Origin of the sequence: Microbacterium sp. NPDC058345 (genome assembly GCF_042723855.1) — a bacterium.
GTDB lineage: Bacteria > Actinomycetota > Actinomycetes > Actinomycetales > Microbacteriaceae > Microbacterium.
Genome location: NZ_JBHXIG010000001.1, coordinates 743050 through 761497, shown reverse-complemented (window position 1 = coordinate 761497; position 18448 = coordinate 743050). Strand labels below are relative to the sequence as shown.

General features: G+C 70.0%; 12 protein-coding genes. 7 read left to right on the top strand and 5 right to left on the bottom strand.

All coding sequences use genetic code 11. The annotated features are described in order from the left end of the window. The first annotated feature begins 39 nt into the window (after positions 1–39). Together ACFWH5_RS03625 and ACFWH5_RS03620 are read left to right on the top strand one after the other, a co-directional pair. A complete protein-coding gene (locus tag ACFWH5_RS03625) occupies positions 40–966 on the top strand; it encodes a M15 family metallopeptidase (protein ID WP_378831874.1) in 927 nt (308 codons plus the stop codon). A gap of 163 nt (positions 967–1129) precedes the next feature. Further along, positions 1130–2293 (top strand): acyl-CoA dehydrogenase family protein, encoded by a 1164-nt coding sequence (locus tag ACFWH5_RS03620; RefSeq protein WP_378831871.1) that lies wholly within the window; start codon positions 1130–1132, stop codon positions 2291–2293. Between the two features lie 68 nt (positions 2294–2361). Here the strand turns inward: ACFWH5_RS03620 and ACFWH5_RS03615 are convergent, their stop codons facing one another. From ACFWH5_RS03615 to ACFWH5_RS03605, 3 genes are all read right to left on the bottom strand, one after another. Next, positions 2362–3237: a siderophore-interacting protein gene (locus tag ACFWH5_RS03615; RefSeq protein WP_378831869.1), complete on the bottom strand. Its 876-nt coding sequence runs from the start codon at positions 3235–3237 to the stop codon at positions 2362–2364. A gap of 10 nt (positions 3238–3247) precedes the next feature. Next, on the bottom strand, positions 3248–5800 hold the full coding sequence (locus ACFWH5_RS03610; protein WP_378831866.1) for an energy-coupling factor transporter ATPase: 2553 nt from the start codon (positions 5798–5800) through the stop codon (positions 3248–3250). A gap of 127 nt (positions 5801–5927) precedes the next feature. Continuing rightward, positions 5928–6473 (bottom strand): ECF transporter S component, encoded by a 546-nt coding sequence (locus tag ACFWH5_RS03605; RefSeq protein WP_378831864.1) that lies wholly within the window; start codon positions 6471–6473, stop codon positions 5928–5930. 153 nt (positions 6474–6626) lie between these two features. Here ACFWH5_RS03605 and ACFWH5_RS03600 point away from each other — a divergent pair, with 153 nt between their 5' ends. Then, entirely contained in the window at positions 6627–9662 is a 3036-nt protein-coding gene (locus ACFWH5_RS03600) for a S8 family serine peptidase (RefSeq protein WP_378831861.1), read from the top strand. Positions 9663–9721: 59 nt separating this feature from the next. On the opposite strand, the gene ACFWH5_RS03595 is transcribed toward ACFWH5_RS03600, so the two are convergent. Continuing rightward, a complete protein-coding gene (locus tag ACFWH5_RS03595; RefSeq protein ID WP_378831860.1) occupies positions 9722–10018 on the bottom strand; it encodes a GNAT family N-acetyltransferase in 297 nt (98 codons plus the stop codon). Between the two features lie 99 nt (positions 10019–10117). Between ACFWH5_RS03595 and recQ the strand changes: the two genes are divergently transcribed. Further along, on the top strand, positions 10118–12109 hold the full coding sequence (gene recQ / locus ACFWH5_RS03590) for a DNA helicase RecQ (protein WP_378831858.1): 1992 nt from the start codon (positions 10118–10120) through the stop codon (positions 12107–12109). Positions 12110–12113: 4 nt separating this feature from the next. On the opposite strand, the gene ACFWH5_RS03585 is transcribed toward recQ, so the two are convergent. Further along, on the bottom strand, positions 12114–12524 hold the full coding sequence (locus tag ACFWH5_RS03585) for an OsmC family protein (RefSeq protein ID WP_378831855.1): 411 nt from the start codon (positions 12522–12524) through the stop codon (positions 12114–12116). Between the two features lie 223 nt (positions 12525–12747). Here ACFWH5_RS03585 and ACFWH5_RS03580 point away from each other — a divergent pair, with 223 nt between their 5' ends. From ACFWH5_RS03580 to ACFWH5_RS03570, 3 genes are all read left to right on the top strand, one after another. Continuing rightward, the gene (locus ACFWH5_RS03580) at positions 12748–14535 is read left to right on the top strand and encodes an Ig-like domain-containing protein (RefSeq protein WP_378831852.1); all 1788 of its coding nucleotides are present in this window, start codon (positions 12748–12750) and stop codon (positions 14533–14535) included. Between the two features lie 171 nt (positions 14536–14706). After that, positions 14707–16140 carry an MFS transporter gene (locus ACFWH5_RS03575; protein ID WP_378831850.1) on the top strand — a complete coding sequence of 478 codons (1434 nt, stop codon included), beginning with the start codon at positions 14707–14709 and terminating at the stop codon, positions 16138–16140. Positions 16141–16357: 217 nt separating this feature from the next. Beyond that, positions 16358–18412, top strand: a complete 2055-nt coding sequence (locus tag ACFWH5_RS03570; protein ID WP_378831847.1) for an acyl-CoA dehydrogenase — start codon at positions 16358–16360, stop codon at positions 18410–18412. Positions 18413–18448: the final 36 nt, after the last annotated feature.

The following is an 18448-nucleotide window of genomic DNA, read 5'->3' as shown; positions in this document are numbered from 1 at the left end:
GATCCCATCCGCTTCCTCTCGATAGGGGAGAATGGACCGATGAGCGGCACGCATTCCCGGCATGCGTCGCGTGCGCCGCGCGCCGTCACGGTCGCCCTGCCGATCGGCGTACTGTTCACCGCGGTCGCCTCGCTGGCGACGCTCGGCGGCCCGCTGGCGACACCGGCCGCCGAGACCGAGCTGCCCGCCCCGGCGGCGGCCCTCGCCCTCCCGCACGTCGAGGTCGCCGAGTCGCGCGCCGCGAATCCCTGTGGCGACGACGCCGTGCGCACCGCGCTGAAGGACGGCGACGACGACGCCGTCGTGGCGGCGTTCGGTGGCGGTGAGGCGTTCCGCGCCGCGGTCTCGGTCGGCAACGCGCCGTGCATCTCGCTCGCCGACCCGGATCGCACCTGGGTGGTCGTCAACAAGCGGCGACCGCTGCGGCCCACGGAGTTCGTGCCGGACGCGCTCACGCCGGTCTCGCTGCGGTCGACGACGCCGTCCGACCGGCTGCGCCCCGAGGCGGCGCAGGCACTGGCGGACATGGCGGATGCCGCGCGTGACGCGGGCGCCGGAACGCTGGGGATCAACAACGGCTACCGGTCGTACGGTGTGCAGCAGCTCACCTACTCGTCACACGTGCGCGCGCAGGGTCAGGACGGGGCGGACGCCGGATCGGCACGTCCCGGTTACAGCGAGCATCAGACCGGGCTCGCGATCGACGTCATCGCGTGCGGCTCAGGATGCTCCGGACTCGACGCCTTCGGAGCCACGACCCAGGGCGGATGGGTGGCGGAGCACGCCTGGGAGCACGGGTTCATCGTGCGGTACGAGCACGGCGAGCGGACCACGACCGGGTACATGCCGGAGCCGTGGCACCTGCGCTACCTCGGCCCGGAACTCGCGGCGGCCTATCATCACGGCGGATTCCGCACGCTCGAGGAGTTCTTCGGCCTGCCGGCGGCCTCCGACTACGCCCCCTGACCGGCTCCCTCCGACGCCGCATCCGCCGCCTTGCGGCATCCCACAAACACGGTACGCAGTGTCACTCCGCTTGAAACGCATTCCCACAACGCGCTCCCGCGGGTCGCATTCCGAGACATAGACTCGCGGGTGCGAAGACGCACGAGACACATCGGAGGATGCCATGGAACGCGACATCTACGAAGAAGACCACGAAGCCTTCCGCGACCTGGTCAAGGACTTCGTCAAGCGCCACGTCACGAACGAGACCATCGAGAAGTGGGATGCCGATGGCGAGGTCGACCGGGCCACGATGCGGGCGGCGGGCGAAGCCGGCATCATCGGGCTCTCGGTTCCCGAGGAGTTCGGCGGCGCCGGGATGCTGCAGGACTACCGCTTCCGCGCGATCGTGAACGAAGAGGTCATCGGGGCGGGCGCTGGTTCGCTCGCCGGCGCGCTCGGCATCCAGGACGACCTCGCCGTGCCCTACCTCGTGCACATGGGCACCCAGGAGCAGAAGGAGAAGTGGCTGCCCCGGATGGCGAGCGGCGAGATCCTCGGTGCGCTGGCGATGACCGATCCCGGGGCGGGCAGTGACCTGCGCGGCATCAAGACCCACGCGAAGAAGGTCGACGGCGGGTACATCCTGAACGGCGCGAAGACCTTCATCTCGTCGGGCAAGACGGCCGACATCGTGGTGACCTTCGTCAAGACGAGCGAAGGCACCCGCCCCGACGCCTTCAGCCTGCTGATCGTCGAGAACGGCATGGAGGGCTTCGAGCACGGCAAGAAGCTCAGCAAGATGGGCTTCCACGGCTGGGACACCGCTGAGCTGTCGTTCACCGACGTCTTCGTCCCCGAAGAGAACCTGATCAGCGGCAAGGAGGGCATGGGATTCATCCAGCTGATGATGAACCTGCCCCTGGAGCGGCTGTCGATCGCCGTCTCGGCCGCCGCCGTCACGCAGGCGGCGCTGAAGTGGACGGTCGACTACACCAAGGATCGCGAAGCGTTCGGCGAGCGGATCATCGACTTCCAGAACACCCGCTTCCGCATCGCCGATATGGCGACCACGGTCGATGCGGTATGGGCGTACGTCGACCGCGGCCTGAAGGCCTACGCGAACGAGAAGCTCACGGCCGAGGAGGCTGCGCAGCTGAAGTTCTGGACGACCGAGCGCGAGTGGGAGGTGCTCGACATGGGTGTGCAGCTGCACGGCGGCTACGGGTACATCACCGAGTACCCGATCGCCCGCGCCTTCCTCGACGCCCGCGTGCACCGCATCTACGGCGGCACGAACGAGATCATGCGCGAGATCGTCGGCCGTCAGTTCGCCGGAAAGCGCTGATCACGCCGCAAGAGGCCGCCCGGATGCCGCATCCGGGCGGCCTCTCGCGTCTGCGGCCCGCCGCCGCGTCAGCCGGCAGGTCGGGTCGCCGCCTCGCGGGCCGCCTTGGGAGCCGGCTGCGCCGCCCCGATCTTCCAGTAGCCGCAGAAGCTGACCAGCCCCTTGTCGACCCCGCGCTCACCCACCAGGAGCTTGCGGCCGCCGGACGCGAGGGCCTGTTCCCCGGCGACGTAGGCGTGGAAGGGAGCATCCGGCAGGGCCAGGGAGCGCAGCGCCTCGAGGGCGGGCACGCCGGGCGCGTCGGCATCCCTTCGCACGATCCAGCGCACCTCGATGCCGTCCGGGTGCGGAAACTCCAGCGCGTCCTCGGCGGAGGGCACCTCGATGATCGCGGCACCGGATGCGGAGCTCGGCAGCGATGCGCAGATCGATGCGATCGCCGGCAGGGCGGTCTCATCCCCGACGAGCACGACCCGTTCCTCGCCGCGCGCTGGGTTGAACGTCAGCCCCTCGTCGATGACCAGCACATGCTCTCCCGGGCGACACGTCTCCGCCCACCGGGAAGCGGGGCCCGCCGTGCCGTCCGCGGCGGATCCGTGCAGCACGAAGTCGACGTCGATCTCGGCTCCGCGCTCGCCCGTCGCCGGTCGGTGGGCGCGCACCGTGTAGTTGCGCATCACCGGCCGCTCGCCGTCGGGGATGCGGAGGAACTTCAGGTAGCCGAACATCCTGTTCGCCTTCGCCGGCACCCGGTCGAGCCCCGCCTCGCCGCTGATCGGCAGGAACAGCCGGAACCACTGGTCGTACCCCATCGGCGTGAACTGCGCGACTTCGCCGCCCCCGAGGGTGACCCGCATCCAATGCGGAGACAGGCGCTCGGTGCGCTGCACCGTGAGGTGCGTCAGCGGGGCGGATGCCGGCTTCACGAGCTTGCTGAAGGACATGCTGTTCCTCTCAGGGGAGTTGCCAGGGGAAGGTGACCGCGAAGATCACCGCGGATGCCGCGATCACCGCGGCGATGAAGACGGTGTCGCGGGTGCGGAACGGCACGGTGTGACGCTCGGTGCGCGTGGGGTGGGCGCCGAACGCGCGGGCGTCCATCGACAGCGCCACCCGTTCGGCATGCCGGATGCCTGACGCCAGCAGCGGCATGATGTACCCCCAGCCCCGGACCAGGCGGGCGAGCGGGCCGCTCCCGCCCCACAGCCCGCCCGAGCCGTGGGCGCGCACGCGGTGGGCGGCACGGATCACCGACAGCTCGTAGCCGAACCGCGGCACGAAACGATAGGCGGCGAGTGCCGTGTACCCGATCCGGTAGGGCACGCGCAGCTGCTGCACGCCGGCGCGGACGAGATCGGGACCGCTCGTCGTGAGCCCGCCGATCAGCGCGAGCCCGAGGATCGCCGCCAGGCGCAGGGCGGTCGCCAGTCCGATGATCAGCGCTCCCTGGTGCAGCGTCCAATCGGCGACGCGCAGCAGCGGCGGCGAGCCCGCCACCTGCGATGGGTCGATCCAGACCCCGAAGCCCACGGCGAGCACGAGCACGCCGATCGGCACGCCGAGCAGCAGCAGAGCGGCGAGCCGGCGGGTGATCCGTGCGCCGGTGAGCAGCACCGCGTACGACAGGGCGAGGAAGACCGCCGGGGTGGCGAGGTCGCGCGTCGCGACCAGCAGCGCCATCGCGGGAAGGACCGCCGCGATCTTGGCCAGCGGGTTGAGGTGGTGCAGCCAGTGCCGGCCGGACGCCGGCGCCTCGGCGTACGGGTCCACCGGGGTCGGCGCGGTCGTCGGCTCTGCCGGTGCCGCATCCGCATCCGCTGCGTCCGGGAAGATGCGGGTCGCATCCTCCGTCACCCGCACGTCACCGGACGTGGCCGGCGGGTGCGTCGGAGAAGGCGCGGGTCGAGTCGCCGCATACCCGCCACTTCCCGGACGCGGCGCCGGACCCGGCGGCACCGGATGCGGCTCGTGGGTGTGCTCCGCCGCCGGACGCAGGCCCGCCTCGGCCAGCATCCGCTCGTCCGCGAGCAGCGCGGCCGTGGGTCCCGCGGCGTGCACGGCGCCGTCGCGCAGGACGACGGTCTGCGTGCTGTACTGCGCGACCAGGCGCAGATCGTGAGTGACGACGATGATCGTGGTGCCGCCCCGCTGCAGTTCCCGCAGCAGGTCGAGCAGCTCCGCCGCCCGCGCCCTGTCCTGGCCGAAGGTCGGCTCATCGAGAAGGATCACCTGGGGGCGGGCGATCAGGGCCGTGCCGACCGACAGGCGGCGCTTCTCGCCGCCCGACAACCGGAAGGGGTGGACCTCCGCCTTATGGGCCAGCCCGAAGCGCTCGAGCATCCCCGCGACCCGCTCGTCGATCTCGGGCTGCGGCACGTGCTGCAGGCGAAGACCGTGCGCCAGCTCATCGCGGACCGTCGGGGTGATGAACTGATGCTCGGGATTCTGGAACACGAAACCGATGTGCCGCGCCAGCAGGCGCGGTGGGACCCGGCCGACGTCGAGATCGCCGAGCATGACCGCACCTCGCGACGGTGGTACCACCCCGCCCAGAGCCTGAAGAAGTGTGGTCTTGCCGGCGCCGTTCGCGCCCACGACGGCGGTGAACGACCCCGCGACCACATCGAGGTGCGGAACGGTGAGAACCTGCGCGCCCTTCTTCTGCACCGTGAGATCTCGCACCCGGATGGCGGGAGGCTCCGTCTCGCCGCCCGCGTCTCCCGCGGGTGCCATGGTGGCGGGCTCATCGTCACCGTCGGCGAGGGCGAGCAGCTCGGAGGGCAGCCACACGCCCAGCTCGTGCAGCTCACGCGCGTGCGCGCGGATCGTCTGCTGCGCCGGTCCGTCGAGCAGCATCCGTCCGGCCTGATCCAGCACGATGACGCGGGTGGCGAACCGCAGGGCGGCGTCCAGGTTGTGCTCGACGAGCACGATGGCGCGGTCGGCATCCGCGGTCAGCTCGGCGAGGGCGCGGTAGACGTCGTCGACGCCCTGCGGGTCGAGGTTGGCGGTCGGCTCGTCGAGGACGATCACCCGCGAGCGCATCGCGATGGCGCACGCGATGGCGAGACGCTGCCGGCCTCCGCCGGAGAGAAGGTCGGGATTCCACGAGCGTCGCCGCCACAGCCCGACCTTCCTCAGCGCGTGCTCGGCGCGTGCCCGCACCTCGGACGCCGGCAGCAACAGGTTCTCTAGGGCGAAGGCCACCTCGTCGAGCACGGTCCCGGTGACCAGCTGCGAATCCGGATCCTGGAACACCATGGCGACCTCGGTGCTCAGCCGGGAGACCAAGGTGTCCCGAGTGTCGCGGCCGGCGACCTCGACCGCGCCGTCGATCGTGGCGTTCACCGACTGCGGGATGAGGCCGTTCAGGGCGAGCGTCAGCGTCGATTTGCCGGAGCCGCTCGGCCCCAGCACCAGCACCACCTCACCGGCCCGCACCTCGAACGAGACCCCGCGAGGGGCGGGGTGCGCGGCGCCGGCGTGCGTGACACTGAGGTCGTGCACGCGGAGAAGGGGCGCGGATGGGCGCACGGGCGGAACCTCGGTCAGCGGGCGTTCGGTCTACTTAGCCTATCCTTACCTGACGACGAGCGAGCCCCTGCTGTTCCGGACGGGCCCGCGACGGTGCGGATCAAGAGGCGGGCGCGAGGCCCGCGCGGCGCAGCGAGTTGCCGACCGCGACGCCGACCGCCGTCCAGGCGACCGGGCCCAGCACCGAGACGACGAGGTACGCCACCTGCACCCACAGCGCGAAGCGAGCCAGATCGACCACGACCCCGACCACGGCGGCGACGATCACGCCGATGATCACGGCCGAGACGAAGAACCGCCAGCGACCCCAGGACCGGTACCGGGTGAGCGCCGCGACGCCCTCCTGGATCGCCCCGAACAGCAGGGCTGTGCCGATGAACCGCATCGCCCACACCGGGTTGAAGGCGCTCGAGATCAGCGCGGCCACGACGTGGGTGATCAGCGCCACGAGCGGCCGGCGCAGCACCTCCTGCGCGATGATGCCCGGCAGCACATGCACGCCGAGCACCAGTCCGTACACGTAAGGGACCACCGCGAGCACTCCCAGGGTGACGGCGCCGGCGATCCCGCCGAGGATGCCGGTGGCGACGCCGATCGCGGCGCAGATCAGCAGAGTCCGCGTGTCCAATGCCGTCCGGGTCGTCACCGCTCAAGGCTATCGGCCTGCCGCCGGAAGCGGGTCCGCCGACCGCCGTCGACATCCGGCCGGTCTCGCCGATCCGGTGGCGGGATACCACCGAGCGGGGTTAGGTTGAACGACGGTGCGGCAACGCCGCCGCACCGGGAACAGGAGTACCTCATGAGACGACCACCCCTCAGAGTGACAGCGGCCGTATCCCTGGCCGCGTTGTTCATCGGATCGACAGCAACAGCAGGATTCGCCGCCGAGGGGGTGACGACTCCCACTCCGGTCGAGGGCACGCCGGGGCACTACATCGTGGTGCTGAAGGGCGATCCGCTCGCCACCTACGACGGCGACGTCGACGGCCTCAGAGCGACCAAGCCGCAGAAGGGCAAGCAGCTCGACGCGAACTCCGCGACCTCGCAGAAGTACCGCGCGCACCTGAAGAACGAGCAGCGCAAGCTGGCGAAGAAGGCCGGCGTCACGCCCGATACGGAGTACCAGGTCACGCTGAACGGCTTCAGCGCCGAACTGAGCGCAGCCCAGGTCGACACGCTGCGCGCGTCGAAGGACGTTCTGGGCGTGTTCCCCGACACCATCCGTCACCCGCAGGCGCAGACGTCGACGGAATTCCTGGGACTGGGCGATGACGCCACGGGTGCCGGAGGCGTGTGGGAGCAGACCGGCGGCGTCGACACCGCGGGTGAGGGCATCGTCGTCGGCGTGGTCGACACGGGCATCGCGCCCGAGCACCCGTCCTTCGACGGTGAGAAGCTGAAGAAGCAGAAGCACAAGAAGTCGCAGGGCGAGCCCTACACCGACGGCACCTACGTGTACTACGACAAGGCCGACGGCGGCACCTTCCGGAGTCCGATCGTCTCGGGTCAGGGCTGGGACAAGCACGACTACTCCACCAAGCTCGTCGGCGGGCAGTACTTCTCCACGGGTGCTGCGGCCGCAGGATTCGACTTCCAGGACGACTATCTGTCGCCGCGCGACGGCGCCGGTCACGGCTCGCACACCGCGAGCACCGCGGCGGGCAACTTCGGCGTCGACGCGTCGATCTCCGACGTCGACTTCGGAACGGTGTCGGGCGTCGCGCCGGCCGCCAAGGTCGCCGCGTACAAGGCCTGCTACGAGGGCCCGGACCCGGCCGTCACCGATGATGACATCTGCGCCCTGAGCGACCTGGTGGCCGCCATCGACGCGGCCGTCGCCGACGGCGTCGACGTGATCAACTACTCGATCGGCGGCGGGGCCGCGACCAGCGTGCTCGAGCCCGACGACATCGCGTTCTTCAACGCGGCCGCCGCCGGGATCTTCGTCTCGGTCAGCGCCGGCAACGCCGGTCCCGACCCGGTGACGGCCGACCACGCGTCGCCCTGGTACACCACGGTGGCCGCATCCACGATCCCGACATGGGAGGGCACCGTGCGCTTCCCCGGCTTCGAGGAGGCGGGTGCCTCGGTGAGCGTGCCGTTCGGTGAGGAGGTCACCGGGCCGTCGATCTACGCCGGTGACGCGGCAGCCGGTGAGAACGCCGCGCTGTGCCTGCCAGGATCGCTCGATGCGGCGAAGGTGACCGGCCACATCGTGGTCTGCGATCGCGGTGAGAACGCCAGGGCCGAGAAGTCGCAGGTGGTGAAGGAGGCCGGCGGCATCGGGATGATCCTCGTGAACGTCCCCGGCGCCGCCGACTCGCTCGACAACGACTTCCACTCGGTGCCGACCGTGCACCTGGCAGCCGCGCACCGTGCGGCCGTGCTCTCCTACGTGCAGGGCGGCACGGACCGTCCGGTGACGCTGATCGGCGAGAACGTCACGGGCGAGACGACACCGGTGCCGCAGATCGCCGGGTTCTCGAGCCGCGGACCGATGAACGCCAACGGCTCCGACGTCATCAAGCCGGACGTGGCCGCCCCCGGGGTGGCGATCCTGGCCGCGACGAACAACGGACCCAAGGACGCGCCCACCTTCGGCATCCTCTCCGGCACGTCGATGGCGGCCCCGCACGTGGCGGGACTCGCGGCGCTCTACCTCGGTGAGCACCCGACCGCGTCGCCGGCGGAGATCAAGTCGGCGATGATGACCACCGCGTACGACACCGTGAACGCCGACGGGTCGAAGAACACCGACCCGTTCGCCCAGGGTGCCGGCCAGGTCGACCCGACCCGGTACTTCGAGCCTGGGCTGCTGTATCTGGCGGGCCCCGCCGAGTGGGCGGCGTACATCGAGGGCACCGGGCTGGCGCAGTTCGACGGCATCGAGCCGATCGACGGCAGCGACCTGAACGGCGCGTCGATCGGAATCGGATCGCTGGCCAGCGCGCAGACCGTCACCCGCACCGTCACCGCGACGGCAGCGGGCAGCTACACCGCCGAGGTGAACCTGCCCGGCGTGGACGTGACGGTCGAGCCTTCCACGCTCCGCTTCTCGAAGGCGGGTGAGTCGAAGAGCTTCACGGTCACGTTCGACAACGCCACCGCCCCGGTCGAGGAGTGGACGACCGGCCTGCTGACCTGGAAGGGTGCCAGCGGTGACGTGCGCTCGCCGCTGGCGGTCTTCCCCGTCACCGCGGACGCGCCGGCCGAGGTCACGGCGACGGGTGCCGACGGGTCCGAGACGATCGAGATCGTTCCGGGCGTCGACGGTGAGCTGCCGCTGAACCTGCACGGTCTCACGCCGATGACGATGCTGGTCGACGAGGCCAACCCCGTCGATGGTCACTCCGGTGACGAGAACTCGGGCGACGAGAACAAGGACGTCACGTGGATCGTGGACGTGCCAGAGGGCACGACGCTGTCGCGCTTCGACCTCGACTCGTCCGACGATGAGGGCAGCGATCTCGATCTGACCGTCTACCGCGTGGTGTCGCCCACCGACCTGCGCTACTACGAGAGCTGGCAGTCGGCGACGGCATCGGCCGATGAGCGGGTGACGATCGCCGCGCCCACCGCGGGCACCTACGTCGTCGTGGCGAACATGTACTCGGCGCCGAACCCGATGACGTGGGACATGACCTACGCCAACGTGGTCACCGGTGCCGATCAGGGTTCGCTGACCGCGACCCCGAACCCGCTGCAGACCACCCGCGGTGAGGCCGTCTCGTACGACTTGTCGTGGTCGGGTCTCGATGCCGGCTCGACCTATCTCGGCGTCGTGCAGTACGGCGACTCCGATGTGCGGACGATCGTCTCGGTCGACGCGCCGTAGTCGATGCACGGAACGGGGCCGGATGCTGATCAGCATCCGGCCCCTTCTCGTGCCCGCGCTCAACCCTGGTTCGGGCGGCGGATCTCGACGCCGTCCAGGGGGTGCTCGTCGAGGTATGCGGAGATGAAGGTGCAGTACGTGGCGATGGCGTCGCCGGATGCCGCGGCATTCGCCAGGGCCTCGGAGGCGAGACGAGTCGCGAGCCCCTTGCCCTGGAACGCATGGTCGATCTCGGTGTGCAGGAATCGGATCTCGCCGGGCCGCCGCTCGAACTCGCTGTAACCGGCGAGAGTGCCGTCCGAATGGATCTCGTACCGCGAGGTCTCATCGTTGCGGGTGACGGTGATGTCGGGCATTGCTCCTCCTTCGGTTGCCCCCAACCTACGTGCTCTTCCGACGATCAGGGCCTGTGGATGGCCGGATCCGAGGTCGGCGGCGATGGTTACGCTGGAGGGATGCCGCAGTCCCCGACCGACCCGTATGAGGATCTGCCCTACCCGGACGAGCCGTGGGGTGAGCCCGAGGAGATGGACTGGGTGCCGCCGGCCGACGGCTGGGAGCCTCCGCTCGACTGGGGATCAGGGCCGGTGACGGCGGCCGCGCCCTCGCAGCCCGCGCTTTCGCAGTCCGCGCCGTCGCGCTACCAGACCGCGATCGATGCGCTGCGCACGGTGTTCGGCTACGACGCGTTCCGCGGCGATCAGTCCGCGATCGTCGAGCATGTGATCGGCGGCGGGGATGCCGTCGTGCTGATGCCCACCGGCGGCGGCAAATCCGTCACGTATCAGGTGCCCGCGCTGGTGCGCGAGGGGACGGGACTGGTGATCAGCCCGCTGATCGCCCTCATGCACGACCAGGTCGACGCGCTGCGCGCCAACGGCGTGCGCGCCGCCTATCTCAACTCCACGCAGTCTCCCGATGAGCGCCGTGCGGTGGAGAGCGCCTACATCGCCGGCGAACTCGACCTCATCTACGTCGCCCCCGAGCGGCTGTCGTCGGCGCAGACCACGCGCCTGCTGCAGCGCGGCACGCTGAGCGTGATCGCGATCGACGAGGCGCACTGCGTGTCGCAGTGGGGACACGACTTCCGCCCCGACTACCTGGCGCTGGGCGATCTCGCCGAGCGCTTCCCCGGTGTGCCGCGCATGGCGCTCACCGCCACCGCGACGAGGGCCACGCACAAGGAACTCACCGAGCGGCTGCAGCTGCCCGCCGCGCAGCACTTCGTGGCGAGCTTCGACCGCCCGAACATCCAGTACCGGATCGTGCCCAAGGTCGACCCTCGCCGGCAGCTCGTCGAGTTCATCCGCTCTCAGCCCGAAGGCGCCGCGGGCATCGTGTACGCCCTGAGCCGCAAGTCGGTCGAGCAGACCGCCGAGCACCTGGCATCCAAAGGCCTCGATGCGCTGCCGTACCATGCGGGGCTTCCCGCCGAGGTGCGCGCCGCCAACCAGGCGCGGTTCCTGCGCGAGGACGGCGTCGTCATGGTCGCCACGATCGCCTTCGGGATGGGCATCGACAAGCCGGACGTCCGCTTCGTCGCCCACATCGACCTGCCCAAATCGGTGGAGGGGTACTACCAGGAGACCGGCCGCGCCGGCCGTGACGGCGAGCCATCCGTCGCCTGGATGGCATACGGGCTCGGCGATGTCGTGCAGCAGCGCCGGCTGATCGACCAGAGCCCGGGTGATCGCACCTTCAAGATGCGCATGGGCCAGCACCTCGATGCCATGCTCGCGCTGTGCGAGACGGTGGCCTGCCGCCGGCAGAACCTGCTCGGGTACTTCGGGCAGGAATCGGCGCCGTGCGGCAACTGCGACACCTGCCTGGAGGCCCCCGACACCTACGACGGCCTCGTCCCCGCACAGAAGCTGCTGTCGACGATCGTGCGCCTCAAGCGCGAGCGCAATCAGGCGTTCGGCGCCGGGCATCTGATCGACATCCTGCGCGGCGCGTCGACGGATCGGATCCGCAAGATGGGTCACGAACGGGTCGCCACGTACGGCATCGGCGCCGACCTATCCGAGCAGGACTGGCGCAGCGTCGTTCGTCAGCTGCTCGCCCGCGGCATCCTCGTCGCTCAAGGGGAATACGGCACCCTCGCACCGGGCGATGCCGCCACGGGGGTGCTGCGCGGAGAGACGCCGGTGCCGCTGCGCCGCGACACCATGGGCCGCACCACGGCCACTCGCGCCCGCAAGGCGTCCGCGGCGGACGCTCTGCCCGAGGGCGACCGCGCGCTGTTCGAGGCGCTGCGCGTCTGGCGGGCCGGGGCCGCTCGCGATCAGGGCGTACCCGCCTACATCGTGTTCGGCGACGCGACGCTGCGCGCCCTCGCCGAGCGTCGTCCGGGAACCGTGGGTGAGCTCGGCGGCATCAGCGGCATCGGCGAGAAGAAGCGCGACGCGTACGGCGAGGCGGTTCTCGAGGTGATCGCCGCTCACTGACGTGTCAGGCTGCCGCGTACTCCTCGGTGTGCACGCCGACGGTGGCGGCCTCGCGGATCAGCTTCGACACGGGGCAGCGGGCGTGTGCGCGCTCGAGCAGGTCCTGGGCGTCGGCACCCGACAGGCCCTCCGCCGAGAGATACGCGTCGACGTGGAACTCATAACCGGGACCGGGCTCGGACGGATGGAGCTCGACCTCCACCCGCACGGCCGTGCGACGCCGCTCGGCCACCAGCACCTGAGCGGTGCCGTTCCGGCATGTCGCCCAAGCCAGCGCCAGCAGCTGCTCGGGGTTCGTCGCCGACGGATCGGCATCCGCCTTCAGGGGCGAAGCGACCGCCACGTCCAGTCCGCCGGGTATGCGGCTTCGATCCCCGCGGCCGTTGATCGCCTCAGTCCGGTACTTCGCCGTCACCCGGCCAGTGTAGTTGGATGCTGTCCACAAAGTCGGTGCCGCGGACCTGACCGCGGCACCGGCCGCGCGGATCGCGGGGTGAATCCCGGGGTGAAATGACGCTCCCCGTGCCGCGCGTGTCCTCCAGCTGCACCTAAGCTGAGTGCCAGCTGTGCGTTGCGGCCCGTCTACGCGCTCCGGGGGAGCGCGTTCCCGCGCGCCTGGAAGGGGAGGAATCATCAGCATGACCGATCGACGGAGTGGATCGCGTATCCGCATCGGGGCCGCAGCGGCCATCGGTGCGATGGCCTTGGGAAGCGTTCTGACCGCTCCCGCGGCGCAGGCAGCCGACAATCTCGAAACCGGTGATCTCGAGATCACCCATCAGCTGAACGCCGGGCACCGTTTCGAGGGATACGGGCCGGAATGGAACGACGGCTACGGCCCTATTCCGATCATGACCGACACAGCCGTGGACGGATCGCCGGTCGACCTCGGCAACCCGCAGGACCTGTGGGACGGCAACAGCTGGCAGACACCCGCAGCCGCGGAGGACCAGACCAACCCGTGGGGATATTTCATCCGCAACGGGGATCACCTTCTGCCGCAGGTGATGGGCACGGTCGACCCGATTCCCGCACCGCAGTGCGTGGCCGACACGGTCCGGATCCATGCCACCGCAGAGATCGAGAACCTCGGCCCGACCCCCGGTGTGTGGACCCTCGGCAACGCGTATCTGTTCAACGCCGGGGTGCAGGCCGACAGCCAGTCGTTCGGCCGCAGCGGAACCTCGACGCCCGTGGGCACCGTCGTGCCGATCGAGCTCACCGGCGAGGTGCCGCTGGCCGCGATCCAGAACGGCGACATCGACTTCCTCATCTCGATCGAGACGTATCACAACGGTCCGAAGGCCTGGGAGTTCCGTGACTTCCACGCGACCTACGACGTGCTCTGCGACCCCGCCGCCAGCGGCGTCGAGCGCACGGTCCTGCCGAACGAACCCACGACCGTCGATCTGACCGGACAGGTCGTCACCGACCTGGTGGACCCCGACTGGGGCACGCTGAGCCTGCGCGACGGCGACGGCGATCCGGTGAAGGTGCTCACCACAGACGCCGGAACCTACGAGGTCGTCGGCTCCACCGTCGTCTTCACGCCGGACCCTGACTTCCCGGGCGGCGAGGCGCCGCCGGTGACCTGGCTCGTCGAGGACACCGACGGGAACGCCGCCGAGGCCGGCCTCGACCTTCTCGTCGCCCGTCCTCCGGTCGGCGACCCGCTGCGCACCTCGACCGAGGCGACCGACCCGGTGACCGTCGACCCCCTCGACGGAGCCGAAGCGCGCGACGGTGCGACCATCGACCCCGCCTCCGTGCGTCTGGTCGGGTCGGAGGGTGAGCTGGTCACCGAGCTGACGATCCCCGATGAGGGCACCTACACCGTCGACCCCGATTCGGGTGAGATCGAGTTCGTCGCCGTCCCCGGCTTCGACGGGATCAGCACAGCGACCTACTCCATCGCCGACAGCCGCGGGCTTCGCGGCGAGAACGTCGTCGAGATCGAGGTCACCCGCATCCCGGCTCAGCTGGAGCTCAGCGCGGACAGCATCCGCGCCGACGACTTCACCGCCGAAGACGGTGGCATCGAGGCGACGATCGCGTTCTGCCGTGCAGGTGAGGATGTGCGTTTCACCGCGACCCCGCTGAGCGGCCAGGATGTGGAGCCGATCGTCGTCGACGCCGTCGCCGACGAGACAGGCACTGCGACCGCAGTCTTCTCGGGCAGCGGACAGGATGCCGCATTCGTAGGCGACTACGAGGTGACCGCGACCTGCGGAGATGTCGAGCTGACGACGGCGTTCGCCGTGACCGCTGCCCCCGAGGAACCGGCCACGGCACCGGACAGCGGTGACGAGAGCCTGGCGACCACCGGCGGCGGTGTCCCGCTCGCGGCCCTGTGGTCGGCGCTCGGACTCCTCGCCGCAGGCGGCGCTCTCGCCGCGGTGCGTGTGATCCGCGCTCGCCGCGTCTGACCGTACCGACACCCGACGGACGACAGACCGCCGTCCTGCAGCGTCAGCTGCGGGACGGCGGTTCCGTGCGCGCTGACGCGGCGCGGACCGCGTGACGAAACCCGGCGTTCATGACGCCGCATGACAACTCGATGTCACAGGATGTCATGACAGGTCATAGCGTTGGCCCTCATGAGCCTCGATCAGAAGACCGCAGCGCCCGCGCTCATCCGCACCGCCCGTGACGTGCACGCCCTGCTCGCCGAGAAGGGATCGCAGGGCACCAAGACCAAGGCGATCATCGTGCTCGCCCTCGGCGGCATCTTCATGGACGCCTACGACTTCTCGTCGCTGGCGTTCGGCATCACGGCCGTCAAGGAGGAGTTCGGCCTCGATCCGCTGATGACCGGCTTCGTCAACGCGGCGATCATGGTGGGCTCCGTCATCGGTGCGATTTTCGGCGGCATGCTGGTCGACCGGTTCGGGCGCTACAAGCTGTTCATGGCCGACATGGCCTTCTTCGTCGTCGCCGCGATCGGCTGTGCCCTGGCGCCGAACGAGTGGGTGCTCATCTTCTTCCGATTCCTGATGGGGGTCGGCGTAGGCCTCGACCTGCCCGTCGCGATGGCGTTTCTTGCGGAGTTCTCGAAGCTGCGCGGCTCCGGCAGCCGCTCGCAGCGCGTGAACGCCTGGTCGCCCGCCTGGTACATCGCCACCGGATTCGGCTACCTGCTCGTGCTCGCCGTCTTCCTGCTGCTGCCGGTGGCTCAGCACGGCATCCTGTGGCGCGTCGTCGTCGGCTTCGGTGCGGTTCCGGCCATCATCGTGCTGCTCGTGCGCCGCAAGTACATGGCCGAGTCGCCGCAGTGGCTCGCCGACCAGGGCGACCTCCGCGGCGCGGTCGACGTGATGCGATCGCACCACGGACTCGACGTCGAGCTGGCGGCGGATGCCGACACGACGCGCACCACCAAGGCCCGCACCGGTCACTGGCGCCAGTACGGCGAGTTGTTCGCGGCACGGTACCGCCTGCGCACCATCGCGGCGCTGTGCGTCTCGGTGTTCTCCACCTTCGGGTACAACGCCGTCGCCTACGGCACCCCGTTGATCATCGCGATGCTCTTCCAGCAGGGCCCGCTCGTGACGATCCTGTCGGCACTGGTGATCAATCTCGGCTTCGGTGCCGCCGGCGGCCTCCTCGGCGTCGGGCTGATCAACCGGGTCGGAGCCCGCCGCATGACCATCATCGGCTTCGCGATCCAGGCGGCATCCCTGCTCATCCTCGCGATCGTCGGCATCCCCACCGGGGCTCTCGTGATCATCTCCATCGCGATGCTCGCCGCCTTCGTGTTCGCTCAGGCCGGCGGCCCGGGCGCGAATCTTATGAGCTACGCGACGCTGTCGTACCCGACGAGGCTGCGTGGCGTCGGGGTGGGCTTCAACGAGGCGGTGAAGCGGGTCTTCTCGATCGTGTCGCTGGTGTTCTTCCCCGTGCTCGCGACGTCGCTGTCGACGGGCGTGTTCTGGATCGTGGCCCTCGCGCCGCTCGCCGGGCTGATCTCGCTGCTCGTCATCGCCTGGGATCCGACCGGAAAGGACGTCGACGCCGAGGACCACGCCGGCTGACGCACCGACTCGCGCGCGAGGAGCTTCCCGCGTGCGCCGGGCGGCGCGCAGAGGTGCGAAGAGCTCCCCGCGGGCTGGGGCGTGGGCTGTGGGGTGGCGACAATCGGGCCGAGCAGCAGGGCCGCCCTCGATTGGGCTATTCCCACAGCGGAGTTCGCCGAGGATTGTCACAGACCTACCATTGAGGCATCCACGCTCCTTCCTGAGAGGAATCGCCATGGTCGACGCTGCCGTCCGCCCCACTGCCGCCGCCGAGAGCGCGCCGCGTATCGATGTCGCACGGGTCAATGACCTGCTGCTCGGCACCTGGGCGCAGACGCGCCGCGAGGCCCGCGAGATGATCAAAGACCCGGCGTTCTGGCGCGATGACGCCCTCGGCAAGGACGAGCACCGCGAGCGCGTGCTCACCCAGCTGCACCTGCTCGTCGAGAACGGCGCCGTGCACCGCGCGTTCCCGAAGAGGTTCGGCGGCGAGGAGAACAACGGCGCCAACATCGCCGGCTTCGAAGAGCTCGTCGCCGCGGACCCGAGCCTGCAGATCAAGTCGGGCGTGCAGTGGGGACTGTTCGGCTCAGCCATCCTGCAGCTGGGCACCGAGGAGCACCACGAGAAGTGGCTGCCCGGCGTCATGGACCTCTCCATCCCCGGCGCCTTCGCCATGACCGAGATCGGCCACGGCTCGGACGTCGCGGCCGTGGGCACGACGGCCACCTACGACCCCGAGACCGAGGAGTTCGTCATCCACACCCCCTTCCGGGGTGCGACAAAGGAGTACCTCGGCAACGCGGCGCTGCACGGAATCGCGGCCACGGTCTTCGCGCAGCTGATCACGAACGGCGTCAACCACGGCGTGCACTGTTTCTACGTGCCGCTGCGCGGCGACGACGGCGAAGACCTGCCGGGCATCGGGCGCGAGGACGACGGGCTCAAGGGCGGGCTGAACGGCATCGACAACGGCCGGCTCTCGTTCGATCACGTGCGCATCCCGCGCACCAACCTGCTCAACAAGTACGGCGACGTGGCCGCCGACGGCACGTACACGAGCCCGATCGACAGCCCCGGCCGCCGCTTCTTCACCATGCTCGGCACCCTGGTGCAGGGGCGTGTCTCCCTCGACGGCGCATCGTCGTGGGCGTCGGCGCTCGGCCTGCACATCGCGGTCACCTACGCGACCCAGCGTCGTCAGTTCGACGGTGCCGACGGCGAGGAGACGGTGCTGCTCGACTACGGCAAGCACCAGCGACGGCTGCTGCCGCGGCTGGCGACCACGTACGCGCAGATCTTCGCGCACGACGAGTTCCTGCAGAAGTTCGACGCCGTGTTCTCCGGTCGCACCGACACCCCCGACGATCGCGAGGACCTCGAGACCCTGGCCGCCGCGCTCAAGCCGCTCTCGACCTGGCACGCGCTCGACACGCTGCAGGAAGCGCGCGAGGCGTGCGGTGGCGCCGGCTTCATGTTCGAGAACCGTCTCGTGGGCCTGCGTCAGGACCTCGACGTCTATGTCACTTTCGAGGGTGACAACAACGTGCTGCTGCAACTGGTCGGCAAGCGCCTGCTCACCGACTACGCCCGGCAGTTCAAGGGCGCGGATGCCGCGGCGCTCGCCCGGTACGCCGTCGGCCAGACGGCTGGCAAGGTGTTCCACGGTGCGGGTCTGCGCGCCCTCGGCCAGGCCGTCGCCGACCGGGGCTCGACCGCCCGCTCGGTGGAACTCGGACTGCGCGAAGAGCAGCAGCACCAGCTGCTCACCGAACGCGTGCAGCAGATGGTCGCCGACATCGCCGGCCGGCTCCGCCCCGCCGGCAAGGACAGGGTGCGCGCCGAGAGGCTGTTCAACGAGAATCAGGCGGACCTCATCGAGGCAGCCCGCGCGCACGGCGAGCTGCTGCAGTGGGAGGCGTTCACCGATGCGGTGCGCGCGATCGACGATCCCGGCACGAAGCAGGTGCTGACCTGGCTGCGCGACCTGTTCGGGCTCACCCTCGTCGAGAAGCACCTGGCCTGGCATCTGATCAACGGACGCCTCTCGACGCAGCGCGCCGCCGCCGTGTCGAGCTACATCGGCCGACTGTGTGCTCGCCTGCGCCCGCATGCGCTCGAGCTCGTCGACGCGTTCGGCTTCGCACCCGAGCACGTGCGCGCACCCATCGCGAGCGGCGCCGAGCAGCAGCGGCAGGACGAGGCACGCGCGTACTACGCCGAGCTGACGGCATCCGGCCGGGCGCCCGTCTCGGAGAAGTCGCTGAAGGCGGCGGCGAAGCGGCGCTGACGCCCAGAGCCGACGTCGGCAGGGGCGGATAGCGTG